The organism is Geodermatophilus sp. TF02-6 (assembly GCF_003319115.1).
In the GTDB taxonomy this organism is placed as follows: Bacteria; Actinomycetota; Actinomycetes; order Mycobacteriales; family Geodermatophilaceae; genus Geodermatophilus.
The window spans coordinates 62,233-75,930 of sequence record NZ_QOHF01000015.1 but is presented as its reverse complement, the minus strand read 5'-3'; the positions used below and the strand labels follow the sequence as shown (position 1 = coordinate 75,930).

17 protein-coding genes and 1 pseudogene are annotated in these 13,698 nt (G+C 75.5%); 11 read left to right on the top strand and 7 right to left on the bottom strand.

Going from position 1 to position 13,698, the window contains the following annotated elements; all coding sequences use genetic code 11:
* Positions 1-12 precede the first annotated feature (12 nt).
* Positions 13-1,185, top strand: coding sequence for a nickel pincer cofactor biosynthesis protein LarC (larC, locus tag DQ238_RS14685; protein WP_113782012.1), 1,173 nt, complete (start codon positions 13-15; stop codon positions 1,183-1,185).
* Between the two features lie 22 nt (positions 1,186-1,207).
* Here larC and DQ238_RS14680 read toward each other — a convergent pair whose 3' ends face one another.
* Entirely contained in the window at positions 1,208-1,408 is a 201-nt protein-coding gene (locus DQ238_RS14680; protein ID WP_113782011.1) for a DUF6157 family protein, read from the bottom strand.
* A gap of 47 nt (positions 1,409-1,455) precedes the next feature.
* Positions 1,456-1,929 carry a VOC family protein gene (locus DQ238_RS14675; RefSeq protein WP_113782010.1) on the bottom strand — a complete coding sequence of 158 codons (474 nt, stop codon included), beginning with the start codon at positions 1,927-1,929 and terminating at the stop codon, positions 1,456-1,458.
* Between the two features lie 27 nt (positions 1,930-1,956).
* On the opposite strand from DQ238_RS14675, the pseudogene DQ238_RS24435 reads away from it, so the two are divergent.
* Positions 1,957-2,778, top strand: a pseudogene (locus DQ238_RS24435) (helix-turn-helix domain-containing protein); the annotation flags it as partial.
* A gap of 32 nt (positions 2,779-2,810) precedes the next feature.
* Here DQ238_RS24435 and DQ238_RS14665 read toward each other — a convergent pair.
* Positions 2,811-3,935: an MFS transporter gene (locus DQ238_RS14665; RefSeq protein ID WP_233495981.1), complete on the bottom strand. Its 1,125-nt coding sequence runs from the start codon at positions 3,933-3,935 to the stop codon at positions 2,811-2,813.
* Positions 3,936-4,228: 293 nt separating this feature from the next.
* Here DQ238_RS14665 and DQ238_RS14660 point away from each other — a divergent pair, with 293 nt between their 5' ends.
* The 3 genes from DQ238_RS14660 to DQ238_RS14650 all read left to right on the top strand — a co-directional run bounded on the left by DQ238_RS14660 (position 4,229) and on the right by DQ238_RS14650 (position 5,859).
* On the top strand, positions 4,229-4,831 hold the full coding sequence (locus DQ238_RS14660) for a TMEM165/GDT1 family protein (RefSeq protein WP_233495980.1): 603 nt from the start codon (positions 4,229-4,231) through the stop codon (positions 4,829-4,831).
* 202 nt (positions 4,832-5,033) lie between these two features.
* A complete protein-coding gene (locus tag DQ238_RS24135) occupies positions 5,034-5,204 on the top strand; it encodes a YdeI/OmpD-associated family protein (protein WP_113782009.1) in 171 nt (56 codons plus the stop codon).
* Between the two features lie 43 nt (positions 5,205-5,247).
* Entirely contained in the window at positions 5,248-5,859 is a 612-nt protein-coding gene (locus DQ238_RS14650) for a LysE family translocator (RefSeq protein WP_113782008.1), read from the top strand.
* A 31-nt stretch (positions 5,860-5,890) separates the two neighbouring features.
* Here DQ238_RS14650 and DQ238_RS14645 read toward each other — a convergent pair whose 3' ends face one another.
* On the bottom strand, positions 5,891-6,796 hold the full coding sequence (locus DQ238_RS14645) for a haloalkane dehalogenase (RefSeq protein ID WP_113782007.1): 906 nt from the start codon (positions 6,794-6,796) through the stop codon (positions 5,891-5,893).
* A gap of 168 nt (positions 6,797-6,964) precedes the next feature.
* Between DQ238_RS14645 and DQ238_RS22855 the strand changes: the two genes are divergently transcribed.
* Positions 6,965-7,129, top strand: coding sequence for a hypothetical protein (locus DQ238_RS22855; RefSeq protein ID WP_158550796.1), 165 nt, complete (start codon positions 6,965-6,967; stop codon positions 7,127-7,129).
* 3 nt (positions 7,130-7,132) lie between these two features.
* Here the strand turns inward: DQ238_RS22855 and DQ238_RS14640 are convergent, their stop codons facing one another.
* The gene (locus DQ238_RS14640; protein WP_113782006.1) at positions 7,133-7,717 is read right to left on the bottom strand and encodes a DinB family protein; all 585 of its coding nucleotides are present in this window, start codon (positions 7,715-7,717) and stop codon (positions 7,133-7,135) included.
* A 92-nt stretch (positions 7,718-7,809) separates the two neighbouring features.
* On the opposite strand from DQ238_RS14640, the gene DQ238_RS14635 reads away from it, so the two are divergent.
* On the top strand, positions 7,810-8,565 hold the full coding sequence (locus DQ238_RS14635; RefSeq protein ID WP_113782005.1) for a MerR family transcriptional regulator: 756 nt from the start codon (positions 7,810-7,812) through the stop codon (positions 8,563-8,565).
* Positions 8,566-8,749: 184 nt separating this feature from the next.
* On the opposite strand, the gene DQ238_RS14630 is transcribed toward DQ238_RS14635, so the two are convergent.
* Complete coding sequence (locus DQ238_RS14630) at positions 8,750-9,220, bottom strand: MarR family winged helix-turn-helix transcriptional regulator (RefSeq protein ID WP_158550795.1); 471 nt, start codon at positions 9,218-9,220, stop codon at positions 8,750-8,752.
* Between the two features lie 47 nt (positions 9,221-9,267).
* Between DQ238_RS14630 and DQ238_RS14625 the strand changes: the two genes are divergently transcribed.
* Both DQ238_RS14625 and DQ238_RS14620 read left to right on the top strand, forming a co-directional pair.
* Positions 9,268-10,134, top strand: coding sequence for an NmrA family NAD(P)-binding protein (locus DQ238_RS14625; RefSeq protein ID WP_158550794.1), 867 nt, complete (start codon positions 9,268-9,270; stop codon positions 10,132-10,134).
* The gene (locus tag DQ238_RS14620; RefSeq protein WP_158550793.1) at positions 10,131-10,766 is read left to right on the top strand and encodes an NAD(P)-dependent oxidoreductase; all 636 of its coding nucleotides are present in this window, start codon (positions 10,131-10,133) and stop codon (positions 10,764-10,766) included. The genes DQ238_RS14625 and DQ238_RS14620 overlap by 4 nt, the downstream gene beginning before the upstream one ends.
* An 86-nt stretch (positions 10,767-10,852) precedes the next feature.
* Here DQ238_RS14620 and DQ238_RS14615 read toward each other — a convergent pair whose 3' ends face one another.
* The gene (locus DQ238_RS14615) at positions 10,853-11,179 is read right to left on the bottom strand and encodes a putative quinol monooxygenase (protein ID WP_113782002.1); all 327 of its coding nucleotides are present in this window, start codon (positions 11,177-11,179) and stop codon (positions 10,853-10,855) included.
* A gap of 285 nt (positions 11,180-11,464) precedes the next feature.
* Between DQ238_RS14615 and DQ238_RS14610 the strand changes: the two genes are divergently transcribed.
* Both DQ238_RS14610 and DQ238_RS14605 read left to right on the top strand, forming a co-directional pair.
* Positions 11,465-12,112 (top strand): gluconate 2-dehydrogenase subunit 3 family protein, encoded by a 648-nt coding sequence (locus DQ238_RS14610; RefSeq protein ID WP_147263084.1) that lies wholly within the window; start codon positions 11,465-11,467, stop codon positions 12,110-12,112.
* Between the two features lie 3 nt (positions 12,113-12,115).
* On the top strand, positions 12,116-13,687 hold the full coding sequence (locus DQ238_RS14605; protein WP_113782000.1) for a GMC family oxidoreductase: 1,572 nt from the start codon (positions 12,116-12,118) through the stop codon (positions 13,685-13,687).
* Positions 13,688-13,698: the final 11 nt, after the last annotated feature.

The window sequence follows — 13,698 nt, the reverse complement described above, 5'->3', positions numbered from 1 at the left end:
TACGGTCGAGCCGTGATCGGGTGGCTGGACCTGTCCGCCGGCTGCAGCGGTGACCTGCTGCTGGGCGCGCTGGTCGACGCCGGGGTGCCGCTGGAGGTGCCGGCGGCCGCGGTCGCCGCGCTGCCGGTCGAGCCGGTCCGGCTGCTGGCCGAGCAGGTGACCCGGCACGGGTTGGGCGCCACCCGGGTGCACGTGCAGGCACCGCCGTCCACCGCGACCCGCACCTGGGCCGATGTGCGGACGCTGCTGGCCGACGCCGACCTCTCTCCCGCCGTGCGGGACGGCGCGCTGGCGGTCTTCGCGCGGCTGGCCCTCGCCGAGGGCCGGGTGCACCGGGTCGACCCGAACGACGTCCACTTCCACGAGGTCGGCGCGCTCGACGCCCTGGCCGACGTCGTCGGGGTGGTCGCCGGCTTCGAGCACCTGGGCCTGACCCGGCTGAGCGCCTCCCCGGTCGCGCTGGGCAGCGGCTCGTCCCGCGGCGCGCACGGCGTCGTCCCGGTCCCGGCGCCGGCGGTGCTGGAGCTGCTCGCCGGGGCGCCGGTGCACGCCGGGCCGGTGCCGGCCGAGACGTGCACGCCCACCGGCGCGGCGCTGCTGGCCGCCCGGGTCGACGAGTGGACGCCGCTGCCGCCGGTGCGGGTGGACCGGGTCGGGGTGGGCGCCGGCGCCCGCGACCCGGCCGAGCTGCCCAACGTCGTCCGGCTGGTCCTGGGCGAGCCGGCCGGGTCCTCGCCGGCGTCCCCGGTCGTGCTGGAGGCCAACGTCGACGACCTCGACCCCCGGCTGTGGCCCGGTGTGCTCGACGCCCTGCTGGCCGCCGGGGCGTCGGACGCCTGGCTCACCCCGATCCTGATGAAGAAGGGGCGCCCGGCGCACACCCTGTCCGCGCTGTGCCGGCCGGACGCGGTCGCCGCGGTGCAGGCCGCGGTGTTCGCCACCACGTCGACCATCGGGCTGCGGGTGGTGCCCGTCGGCAAGGTCGCGCTGGAGCGGACGTCGACGTCGGTCGAGGTGCTCGGCGGCCGGGTCGGCGTCAAGGTCGCGCGGGTCGGCGACCGGGTGGTCAACGTGGGCGTCGAGTTCGAGGACGTCGCCGCGCTGGCCCGCGACCGCGGCCTGCCGGTGAAGGAGGTGCTGCGCGCCGCCACGGCCGCCGCCGAGGCCGCCCATCCGGTCGGCTGAGCCGCTCCCGCCGCTCCCGCCGCTACCCGCGGCGGGAGCGCATGGCCCGGAGCTGGGTGAGCCGCCCGTCGGCGCGCAGTCGCGCGTACGACGGCGAGTCCACGGCGTGCAGGGCGTACTGGACGGCGGCGACCGTGGGGACGCCGCTCCGGTCGGGAGGCACCTCCCCGGTGCCCGCCCGGCAGTCCTCGGCCACCGCGATGAACGTGTTCGTGTAGCCCACGGCTCGGCTCCTCCGTCCCGGGTGGTCCGCGCCCGGCCGGACGGGTGTCACTGCTGCGCCGCCCACTCGGCGAGCCGGCGCTCGGCCTCCTCCGGGCTCACGTCCTCGACGCGGGTCATCACCGCCCAGCGGTGGCCGAACGGGTCGTAGATCGACGCGAACCGGTCGCCGGTGACGAAGGTGGCCGGCTCCTCCCGCACGGTCGCGCCGCGCTCGACCGCCGCCGCGACCACCGCGTCGACGTCGGCGACGTAGACGCAGGTCGAGCTGCTCACCCGGTCGTCGGCCCGCCCGCTCGGCGCGACCAGGCCGTAGGCGTCGTTCGGGTCACCCAGCTGCAGCCGGCCCAGGCCGAGGTCGAACTCGGCGTGCGGGACCGTGCCGTCCGGACCGTCCATCCGGCTGACCACCGTGGCGCCGAACACGTCTGCGTAGAAGCGGATCGCCTCGCCGGCCGGGGAGCAGACGAGGAAGGGGGTGAGGGTCGTGTAGCCGTCGGGACGGCCGTCGGTGATCGCCATGTCCGCCACCCTGCCTACCCTGCGGCGGTGGCGTCTTGGACGAATGCGACAGCCCCGCGGACGACGCACGGCGTGCTGTGCCCGGCCGAGACCGCGCGGGAGGCCGACCTGCGGCGCGACACCGCCGTGGCGCCGGAGCTGGCCCCGTTCGTGGAGCGCTACTGGTCGGTGCGCTGGGACCGCACCGGGCGGCCGCCGTTCCGGTCGGAGGTGCTCAGCCATCCCAGCGTCAACGTCTCGGTCGAGGAGGGCACCCGGCCCCGCTTCGGGGTCGCGCTGCCGGCCGTGCTCGTGCACGGGCCGGTCCGCCGCCGGTTCACCGTCGACCTCGCCGGGGTCGGGCGGGTGACCGCGGTGAAGTTCCGCCCGGGCGGCTGGGCGGCCTTCACCGGCCGGCGGCCGCTGCCGGACGGCGTCACCCCGCTGGGCGGCGAGCTCGGCCCGGCCCCCGACGCGCTCATGGCCGCCGTCCTGGCCGAGGACGACGACGGCGCCCGGGCCGCCGTGCTCGACGCCGCCCTGGCGGCCTGCGCGCCGCAGCCGTCGGCGACCCACCTCGACCTGCTGGCGCTGGTCGAGGAGATGCTCGAGGACCGCGAGCTGGTGCGGGTCGAGCAGGTGGCCGCCCTGGCCGGGGTGAGCGTCCGCTCGCTGCAGCGGTTGTTCGCCGCCTCCGTCGGGCTCGGCCCCAAGGCGGTGCTCGCCCGCTACCGGCTGCAGGACGCCGCGGCCGCGATCGACGCCGGCGAGGTCACCGACCTGGCCGACCTGGCGGTCTCGCTCGGCTGGTTCGACCAGGCCCACTTCAGCCGCGAGTTCCGCGCCGTCGTCGGGGTGCCGCCGTCGGCCTACCTGCGGCGGGCCCGCGAGGCCCGGGGACATCAGGGCGTCCTGGCCGGCTCCCGCAGCCCGGCGGCGACCACCGGGACGGCGGCGAGGAACACCGCCGCGACCGCCACCGGCCCGCCCAGCGCCCACGCGCCGAACACCAGCAGCGAGGCCAGTTCGAGGCCCAGCCCCGCCACCGAGGTGACCGTCGCCCGGTACGGCCCGGCGATCCGCTCCTGCAGGCGCGCCTCGGCGACCACGAGCACCGCCAGGTAGAGCCCGTAGCAGGCGGCGAGCAGGGCCAGCGCCGGCGGGTGGGCCCACACCGCGGCTCCGGCCAGCAACGCGCCGGACGCCGCGAGCAGGGCCAGCAGGCCGCGCGTGGACAGCTGGGCGGCCCGGCCTCCGAGGGCCGCGCCGAGCGCTCCGGCCAGCGCGACGGCGACGGCGGCGGGAGGGACGGCGACGGCGGGCACGTCCCAGGAGCGCGCCATGACCGGGATGTACTCCTCGACGGCGTCCAGGCCGCCGAGCAGCGCCACGGCGAGCACCACCAGGCGCAGGTCGGGACGGCGCAGCGCCTGGGCGAGCCCCAGCCGCAGCGTCCCGCCCGCCGGCTCCCCGTCGTCGTCCGGGGTCCGCGGCGGCTCGGGGAAGCGCAGGGCCAGCCCGGCCGCGGCCAGGCAGACCGCGACGCTGGCCCAGCCGACCAGCGGGTAGTCCCCGACGGCGAACAGCGCGGTGGCTCCGGCCGCCGTCGGCAGCTGGACCAGCAGCTCGGCTGCGGTCATCCAGCCGTTGACGCGGGCGTAGACCGCCTGCGCGCCGACGTCGGCCAGCCCGTCGAAGACCAGCGCCTCGGCGGCACCGGAGACCAGCGCCCCGCCGACGCCCCACAGCACGAACCCGGCGGCGAAGGCCGACCCCGTCGGGGCCACCGTCCAGAGCGCGAAGCCGGCCGCCTGCAGCACACCGGAGAGGACGACGACCCCCCGGCGGGACCACCGGTCGGCCAGCGCACCGGCGGGCACCTCGGTGAGGAAGCCGGTGACCGACCACAGCGCGAACAGTCCCGAGACCTGGGCGTCGGAGAGCCCGGCGTCGAGGAAGAGCAGGGCGTAGAGCGGGTAGAAGGGCACCAGCTCGGACAGCGCGGCCCAGCACACGGCCAGCCGCACGAGCGGCCGGGCCGCCGCCGGGATCGTCGGTGACCGGCGTCAACGGAACGGCATGGGCGGACCGTAGCGCGGGTCACCCCTCGGCGCACCCGGGTTCCGGGGGCCGCTCGGCTAGGCTGGACCGCCGAGAAGGGGAGCAGCCCCCGTCCGCTGGTCGACACGCTGGCGCCTCCGGGCGCCCGGTCAGCGGGCCCACGCACCGGCGTGGGCGGGCCAGACCCCCGACCGTCGCACACCGGCCGGTCGGAGGCTGCCCGTGCCCGCCCGGCAGTGCCGAGCGGAAGAGGGACACCGTGCTGTCGCTGTCGGTCATCGCGACCGCGTTCATCCTCGTCCTGCCCGTCGAGCTGCCGGACAAGACGCTGTTCGCCAGCCTGGTCCTGGCCACCCGGTTCCCGTCCTGGCCGGTGTTCCTCGGCGTCGGGACGGCGTTCGGCCTGCAGGTGGCGATCGCGGTCACCGCCGGCAGCCTGCTCTCGCTGCTCCCCCAGGCGCTGGTCAGCGGCGTGGTGGCGGTACTGTTCCTGGTCGGCGCGGTGCTGCTGTGGCGCAGCGCGACCGCCGGCCCGGAGGAGGCCGAGGACGTCGCCGACGCCCGCGAGGGCACCTCGTTCCTGCGCGCCGCCGCGATCTCCTTCGGCGTGCTGTTCGCGGCCGAGTGGGGCGACCTGTCCCAGCTGGCCACCGCGGGCCTCGCCGCGCGCTTCGACGACCCGCTGTCGGTCTTCGTCGGCGCCTGGGCGGCGCTGCTCACCGTCTCCGGCCTGGCCGTGTTCCTCGGTAAGGAGCTGGCCGACCGGCTGCCGGTCGCGCTCATCCGTCGGGTGGCGGCGGCGCTGTTCCTCGTCTTCGCCGTCGTCGCGGCCGTCGAGACGGTGCGCACGCTCGCCGGCTGAGCGGTGGGGCCACCGTCGGGGGCGGTGGCCCGGGACCGCTGACGGCACGGCGGTGCACACGATCCGCCACCACTCCCCGGATCGGTCTCCTCCCCGGCCTCGGGGTGGCCGTCCCCGTGCCCGCCGTCGCCGCGAGCACGCGTCGTGACGCCACCACGGGTCGACCCAACCGCCCGGCGCCCTGTCCCGGCCCGGCGCCGGAGTGACAGGATGCGCGACATGCGGTTCCGGACGGGCCACCTCCGACGGGCTGGCCCCCTCCCACCGCGAGGAGTGGGTGCGCTGGGTCGAGGAGGCGAAGAGGCCCGAGACGCGCGCCGCCCGCATCGCGAAGACCGCCGAGTCCCTGCGCGCCGGCAGGAAGACGCGTTGACCAGCCCCTCGAGCCGCCCTGCGCGTCCTGGAGAGGAGCCCGCGTGAGCGTCGCCTTCCTGCTGACGTCCCTGGTCGTGGTCGCCACCCCCGGCACCGGCGCGCTGTTCACCATCGCCGCGGGCCTGTCGCGGGGCGCTCGGGCCGGCGTGGTCGCCGCGGCCGGCTGCACCCTGGGCACCGTCCCCCACCTGGCCGCCGCGATCACCGGCACGGCGGCGCTGCTGCGGGCCAGCGGCCTGGCCTTCGAGCTGGTCAAGGCCGCCGGGGTGGCCTACCTGCTGTACACGGCCTGGGCGACCTGGCGGGACCGCAGCGCCCTGGCCGTGGACGCCGACCGCGCGCCCCGCTCGGCGTGGCGGGTGATCGGCTCGGCGGTGCTGGTCAACCTGCTCAACCCGAAGCTGACGCTGTTCTTCTTCGCCTTCCTGCCACAGTTCGTCCCCGTCGGCGCCGACGGGCAGCTGGGCACGGTGCTCGCGCTCAGCGGCGTGTTCATGGCGATGACGTTCGTGGTGTTCACCGGCTACGGCGTCGCCGCCGCCGCGGTGCGCCGCACCCTGCTCGAGCGGCCACGGCTGGTCCTCCGCATCCGGCAGGCGTTCGCGGCCTGCTTCCTCGGCCTCGGCGTCAGGCTGGCGCTCACCTCCCGCTAGGCCCGGGCCGAGCCCGTGCGGCCCCCGACCGTCAGCGCAGGGTCGGGATCCACTCGGCCAGGGCGCGGCCGATCTCGTGCGGCGAGTCCTCCGGCACGAAGTGGGCGCCCGGCACGGTGACCTCGCTCAGCGCCGCCCACTTGCGCACGAACGCCCGGGGCCGGCCCACCAGGATCGAGCCCGGGTCGGCGTCGAGGAACAGCTTCGGGACGTCGCTGTGCCGCAGCCACTGCCCGTACCGGGACACCACATCGTGCACCTTCGGCGGCACGCTCTCGATCGGGATCTGCCGCGGCCACTCCAGGGTGGGCCAGCGCTCCTCCGGCGTGCGGAACGGCGCCCGGTAGCGGTCGTGCGCCTGCCGGCTCAGGCCGCGGGCCACCGACGCGGGCAGGATGCGCTCGACGAAGACGTTCTTCTCCAGCACCGCCGCCTCGCCGTCCGGGCCGCGCATGGTCGAGAAGATCCCCCGGGCGGCCGCCGGCCAGTCCGCCCAGGTCAGGGGGACGACGATCGCCTCGGTGAAGGCCAGGCCGCGGACGGCGTCGCGGTGCCGCTGAGCCCAGTCGAAGCCCAGCGCCGAGCCCCAGTCGTGCAGCACGAAGGTCACCCGCTCCCGGGCCCCGACCTGGTCGAGGAACCGCTCCAGCAGCCCGGCGTGGGTGGCGAACGAGTAGGTGCCGGGGCCGGGATCGGCGATCTTGTCCGACTCCCCCATGCCGATCAGGTCGGGGGCGAGGCAGCGCCCGAGGCGCGCCACGTGCGGGATGACGTTGCGCCACAGGTAGGACGACGTCGGGTTGCCGTGCAGGAAGACGATCGGGTCGCCCTCGCCGACCTCGACGTAGGCCATCTCGAGGGTGCCGTCGGCCCGCCGGTCCACCCGGACGCGCTTGCGGGGGAAGGGGTCCTCGGGCGAGACGTCGTCGGCAGCCATGCCCCGATCCTCACCCATGCACCCCGCGGGCACCCGTTCGACTCCACACACGATCCGCTGTGGCCGTCCTCGTGTCACCGGCGGCGGCAGAACCCATCGCTCGAGCCCGCCGCCGAGCGGGTCTGACGCAGGCGGAGCTGGGCCGGCGCGCCAGGTGTGGCCCAGAGCGTGGTCGGTGCACACGAGAACGGCCGACGGCGACCGAGCCTGGAGACGGCCGCACGCCTGGTGGCCGCCGCGGGAGCGCGGCTCGTGCTCGACGTCGTCGTCCCCGCGGATCCCGACGAGCCGCCGGTCGGGCGGGCGGCGGTGGAGCGGCTGCTGGCCGGGTGAGGCTCAGGGTGCCCGCCGCGCCGCCTGCCGGGCGGCCGCCTCGACGCGGGCGCGGAAGGCCGCCCACTCCTCGGTGCTGCGCTCGGGCAGGTTCGGGCTGCCCGGGCTCATGCCCACGGCGTCGTCGATCACCTCGCGCACCACGTCGGCGTGCCCGGCGTGCCGCGCGACCTCGACGCACAGGTGCACCAGGATCGTGTGCAGCGTCGGGTGCCGCCGCTCCTGCGGCCACCAGGACACCTCGCCCACGGCGTCGAACGGCAGCGCCTCGACGGTGGCGTCGGCGTGCGCGGCGGAGAACCGGTACAGCTCCACGACGTCCGCCCGGCTCTCCTGCGCGGTCGCCCACATGTCGGCGTCGGCCTCGCCGCCGTCGTCCCACGGGTAGGGGCGGCCGCCGGGCCGGCCGAACACGTCGCCGAGGTAGCCCAGCTGGACGTGGGCCACGTGCTTGACCAGGCCGAGCAGGCTCGTGCCGGTCGGCGTCATCGGCCGGCGGACGGCGTACTCGTCGAGGCGGTCGAGCTTGGCCAGCAGGTCGTCGCGGCGGAGGCGCAAGTACCGGTGCAGGGTCCCCTTCTCGTCCATGACGGGCACCCTGCTGCATCCCGGGGACATCCTGCTTGACCCTGACGCGACGTCAGGCTGTGCACTCGGTGCCGTCGGAGAGAGGAGGAGCCGTGAACGTGGGAGAGGTGGCCGCCCTGGCCGGGGTCACGGTGCGCACGCTGCACCACTACGACCGGATCGGGCTGCTGTCACCCTCGGGCCGGACGGCGGCCGGCTACCGGCAGTACTCGCCGGCCGACCTGGACCGGCTGCACCAGGTGCTGCTCTACCGCGAGCTCGGCTTCCCCCTCGAGGAGGTCGCGACCCTCCTGGACGACCCGTCCGCCGACCCGGCCGAGCACCTGCGCCGGCAGCACCGGCTGCTGCAGGACCGGCTGGAGCGGACCCGGGCGGTGATCGCGGCCGTGGAGAAGGAGCTGGAGGCGAGAGCGATGGGGATCTCCCTGACCCCGGAGGAGCGGTTCGAGGTGTTCGGCGAGCACGACCCGGCGCAGTACGAGGCCGAGGTGCGGGAACGCTGGGGCGAGACCGACGCCTACGCCGAGTCGCAGCGGCGCACCCGCGGCTACACCAAGGAGGACTGGCTGCGGGTCAAGGCCGAGGGGGAGGACGTCGAGCGCCGCTTCGCCGAGGCGATGCGGGCCGGCGTCCCGGCCGACTCGGAGCAGGCGATGGACCTCGCCGAGGAGCACCGGCAGCAGATCAGCCGGAACTTCTACGACTGCTCCCCGCAGATGCACGCCGGCCTGGGCCGGGTGTACGTCGAGGACGAGCGGTTCACCGCCCACTACGAGCAGGTCGCGCCGGGGCTCGCGCAGTACGTGAGCACCGCCGTCCAGACCAACGCCGCCCGCCAGGACGGCTGAGGAAGGACCCTCCTGCCCCCCGAGAAGGACCCCGTCCTCCTCATCCCTCGCAGGCTCGGGCGAGCCTCCGGACGGGGCCGTCCGAGGCTCGCGCCAGGCCCCCTCCCGGGCACCGCCCCGAGCGGAGCGAGGGGGGGAGGAGGGGGTCCTCTTACCTGCAGGAGGGCCGCCCCTTCCGAGGTGATCACGGGCGTGGGCCGGCCGCCGCGGCGGCGAAGCGGGTGAGCAGGTCGGCCAGGGCGGCGACGTCGCGGTCGGGCCAGCCGGCGAGCAGCGCCGCCAGACGCGCGGTGCGGAACGCTCGGGACGCCGCCACCAGCCGGCGGCCGGCCGCGGTCGGCGTCAGCGAGGTCCGGCGCGGATCGGTCGACGAGGGGCGCCGAGCCACCATCCCGGCCGCGACGGCCCGGGTCACCAGCCGGCTGGCCGTCGAGTGGGTCACTCCCAGCGCCGCGGCCACCTCGACGACGCCGACCTCCGCCGCCCCGGCCAGCCCCTCCTCCACGGCCAGGCACACCAGCAGGGTGGAGCCCTCGACCAGGGCGCCCTCGTGCTCGATGCCGGCCGGCGCGTCCCACATCCGCCGCAGCCGCAGCAGCGCCCGGTCCACGCGTTCGAGGGAGGTCTCGACCGCGCCGTCCCGGTGCTCGTCCACGTCCCCCGCCCCGATCGTGCATGTACCGTACATGTATGCCCGTCCTGGTGACCGGATCCTCCGGCAACGTGGGCCGCTGGGTGGGCGAGGAGCTGCACGCCGCCGGCGCCGACGTCCGGTGCGCGGTCCGACCCCCGTCCTCCGGGCAGCTGCCGGAGGGCACGGTCGGGTTCGACTTCACCGACGAGCGCACCTGGGCGGCGGCGTTCGCCGGCGTCCGCGCGCTGTTCCTCGTCCGACCGCCGGCGATCGGCAACGTGCGGCGCGACCTGCTACCCGCCGTCGCGGCCGCGCGGGAGGCCGGCGTCGAGCACGTCGTGTTCCTGTCCATCCAGGGCGCCGACCGGCTGCGCGTCGTCCCGCACGCCACCGTGGAGCGCTGGCTGCAGGGGTCGGGGCTGGGCTGGACGTTCGTCCGCCCGTCGTTCTTCACCCAGAACCTGTCGACGACGCACGCGCCCGACATCCGCGACCGCGACGAGGTCGTCGTCCCCGCCGGCCGAGGCCGCACCGCCTTCGTCGACACCCGCGACGTCGCCGCGGTGGCCGCCGCGGCCCTGCTCGACCCGGCCGCGCACCGCGACCAGGCGTGGACGCCGACCGGCCCGGAGGCGCTGACCTACACCGAGGTCGCCGACGTCCTCACCGACGTGCTGGGCCGCCCGATCACCTACCGCGACCCGGGGCTGCCCGGCTGGTTCCGGCACGCGCGCACCGTCCTGGGCATGCCGGTCGGCATGGCGGTGGTGACGGCCGCGATCTACACGACGGCGCGGCTGGGGCTGGCCGCCGGGCTGACCGACCACGTCGAGCAGGTCACCGGGCGGCCGCCGGCGAGCGTGCGCACCACCGCCGTCCGGGAGCAGGCGGCCTGGCGCCGCACACCCGAGAACCCCCGAGGAGGACAGTCGTGAAGGTCGCCGTCCTGGGTGGTACCGGCCGCACCGGCCGGGCCGTCGTCGCCGAGCTGCTGCGCCGCGGGCACGAGGTCAGCGTGCTGGCCCGCGACCCGGCGAAGCTGGGCGAGCCGGCCGGGTCGGTGCGCGTCGTGACCGGGTCCAGCCGCGACCCGGAGGCGCTGGCCGACCTCGTCGCCGGCGCCGACGCGGTGGTCTCCGCGCTCGGGCCGGTGGGCAAGGACGCGACGCTGCACCGGGAGACCGCGGCGGCGCTGGTCCCGGCGATGCAGCGAGCCGGGGTGGACCGCTTCGTCGGCGTCTCCGGCGCCGGCATCGACGTCCCCGGCGACCGCAAGTCGCCCAGCGCACGGGTCATCTCCACGCTGATCCAGAAGCTCGGCGGCGCGGTCGTCGCCGACAAGCCGGCCGAGTACGCCGTCTGGGCGGCCAGCGACCGGGACTGGACGCTGGTGCGCCCACCCCGGCTCACGGACACCCCCGCGACCGGCGCCGTCGAGCACCACGCATCGGAGTCGTGCCGGTCGACCCGGATCAGTCGAGCCGACCTGGCCGCCTTCCTGGTCGACTGCCTGGAGCAGCACCTCTACCCGCGCCGGGCACCCCTCGTCGCCGCCGGCCGCCGCTGAGCGCCCGCCCGGGGGGGGCCGGAGTGGCCACTTCGGCCCCCCGGAGGGCCGCCAGACGCGGACGGGCAGGACGCCGAGCCGGTCGGCTACCTCGAGACGGCCATCTCGCCCAGCTCGGACCAGTCGTCCTGCGGGATCGAGAAGTTGACGATCCGCGGGGTCTCGACCAGGTGCGGCGGCAGGGTCTCCTGGGCCTTCCCGAAGTGGTCGGACTGCACGTGCGCCCCGCCGGCCTCGTCGTCGCGGAAGGCCTCCACCAGGACGTACTCGGTCGGGTCGTCCAGGCTGCGCGACCAGTCGAACCACAGGCACCCGGGCTCGGACCGCGTGGCCTCGGTGAACTCGCGGGCGATCTCCGGCCACCGGTCGGCGTCCTCCGGCTTGATGCGGAACTTGGCGGTGATGAAGATCATCTCGTCCTCCCGGTGCCGAGTGGCGGGTACTGCGGACGCCGGTGTGCCCCCCGCGGCTCGGGTCGAACCGCGGCCCCCGGCCACCGCCTCGTCGGGCTGCGGGCCGGCCGCCGCCGGGCCTACACTCCGCCCACCCTGGATCGGCCCTCCAGGTCCCGCGGTCGACGCGCACGCCGACGGAGCGGGACGAGCAGAGCGTCCAGCTGCACGACCAACCGGTTTCCCAGAAACAGACGCCGGTGCCCCGACGGGTCGTACCGGCGCGAGGACGGGAGAGGCGCCGAGATGACGACGCAGTCAGTGGGTCTGGACGGACAGGTCAGCGAGGAGGGCGGCATCCGGGTCGCGGACGCCGCCGTCGCTGGGCAACGGCTCGACACCGACCCGGACCGGACAGGGGGGCTCGCCGACCTGCGGGCCCTGGACCAGGGCACCGCCCGGGCGCTGGTCAGCATGACCCGGGCCATGTACCCGCACGACCGGCTCCCGGACGTGCACTACGAGCGGGTGGTCGCCGCGCTCGACGAGAAGGCCGCGGCCGACGCCCGGATGCGCATCCTGCTCACCGAGGGCGTGGGTTGGCTGGCCACGACGACCGGCCGGTACCCCTCGGAGTTCGGCGGCCTGCCCGAAGCCGCGCAGGTGGCAGCGCTGACCCGGCTGCAGGAGACGCCGTTCTTCCAGGCCGTCGCCGCCGAGGTCGTGGTCAACCTCTACAGCCAGCACGACGTGTGGCCGTACTTCGGCTACGAGGGCCCGTCCACCGACGAGGGCGGCTACCTGCACCGCGGCTTCGACGACGTCGACTGGCTCGACGACGCCCCGGACCGCCGCGACGCGCCGGTGGCCGAGACCATCGGCGACGAGCGCGACGGCGACGAGGCCCGCATCCAGACCGAGGCCGGTCAGGCCCGGAGCGGCGAGGAGGACTGAGCCGTGCCCGCACCGTTCGACCTCACCGACGACTCGGTCGTCGTCGTCATCGGCTCCGGCGCCGGCGGTGGCACCCTGGCCAACCAGCTCGCCCAGAAGGGCATCGACGTCGTCGTCCTCGAGGCCGGCAAGCGCGTCGAGCCCGAGGAGCACGTCGACGACGAGTGGCCGGCGTTCAACCAGCTGGCCTGGCTGGACATGCGCACCAACAGCGGCACCTACCGGCTGGCCGAGGACTTCCCCAACCTGCCCGCCTGGCACAGCAAGTGCGTCGGCGGGTCGCCGGTGCACTGGGCCGGCTGCTGCCCGCGCTTCCAGGACTGGGAGTTTCGGACCCGCACCGTCTACGGCGAGATCCCCGGCGCCACCCTGCTCGACTGGCCGATCACCCTCGAGGAACTCGAGCCCTACTACGACCGGGCCGAGGCGAACATGGGCGTGGCCGGCACCCACGGGATGCCGCTGCACCAGCCGGACAACAACGCCAAGGTGCTCTTCGAGGGCGCCCGCCGGATGGGCTACCAGAAGTACTCGACCGGGCACTACGCGCACAACTCGGTGCCCTACGACGGGCGGCCGGCCACCGTCCAGGACGGCTTCTGCTTCGAGGGCAACCGGTCGCGGGCCAAGTGGTCCCCGCTGGTCTCCGACCTGCCCAAGGGCGAGGCGACCGGGCACCTCGAAGTCCGGCCCGAGTCCATGGTGCTGCGCATCGAGCACGACGACGCCGGCCGGGTGACCGGCGTCGTCTACGCCGACGCCGACGGCGCCGAGCACCTGCAGCGGGCCCGGGTGGTCTGCGTGGCCGGCAATGCCATCGAGACGCCGCGGCTGCTGCTGGGCAGCGCCTCGAACCTGCACCCCGACGGGCTGGCCAACTCCTCCGGCCAGGTCGGGCGCAACTACATGCGGCACATGAGCGACACCTGCTGGGGGGTGTTCGACGAGCCGGTGCACTTCTACCGGGGCAACACCATGGCCGGCATCGTCGAGGACGAGGCGTACCACGACCCCGACCGCGGCTTCGTCGGCGGGTTCTACATGGAGACCATCCACCTCGGGCCGGCGTTCATGGCCTCGTTCATGAACCCGCACTCGTGGGGCCGGGACTTCACCGAGCTGATGGACGCCTACGAGAACTTCGCCGGCATGTGGCTGGTCGGCGAGGACATGCCCAGCGCCACCAACCGGGTGACGCTCAATCCCGACGTCACCGACCAGCACGGGCTCCCGGTGCCCAACGTGCACTTCGACGACCACAAGAACGACATCGACATGCGCGACTACGCCGCGGACCGGGCGCGCACCCTCTACCAGGCGGTGGGCGCGGTCAAGACGATCCGCACCCCACCCTTCCCGGCCTCGCACAACATGGGCACCGCCCGGATGAGCGAGCGGCCCGAGGACGGCGTGGTCGACCGGTGGGGCCGGGCGCACGACGTCCCCAACCTGTTCGTCTCCGACGGCTCGGTGTTCACCACCGGAGCGGCGGCCAACCCGACGCTGACCATCGTCGCGCTGGCCATCCGGCAGGCCGACCACATCGCCGAGCAGCTGGCCCAGCAGGCCCTCTGACCCGGCTGCGC

What these genes read in the sequence shown, in the direction of transcription:
- DQ238_RS14675 (WP_113782010.1), bottom strand. Translation starts at nt 1,929, where the DNA reads ATGGCGATCACCGACGGCCGTCCCGACGGCTACACGACCCTCACCCCC.
- DQ238_RS14610 (WP_147263084.1), top strand. Translation starts at nt 11,465, where the DNA reads ATGACGACGCAGTCAGTGGGTCTGGACGGACAGGTCAGCGAGGAGGGC.
- DQ238_RS14645 (WP_113782007.1), bottom strand. Translation starts at nt 6,796, where the DNA reads ATGGCTGCCGACGACGTCTCGCCCGAGGACCCCTTCCCCCGCAAGCGC.
- DQ238_RS14615 (WP_113782002.1), bottom strand. Translation starts at nt 11,179, where the DNA reads ATGATCTTCATCACCGCCAAGTTCCGCATCAAGCCGGAGGACGCCGAC.
- DQ238_RS14640 (WP_113782006.1), bottom strand. Translation starts at nt 7,717, where the DNA reads ATGGACGAGAAGGGGACCCTGCACCGGTACTTGCGCCTCCGCCGCGAC.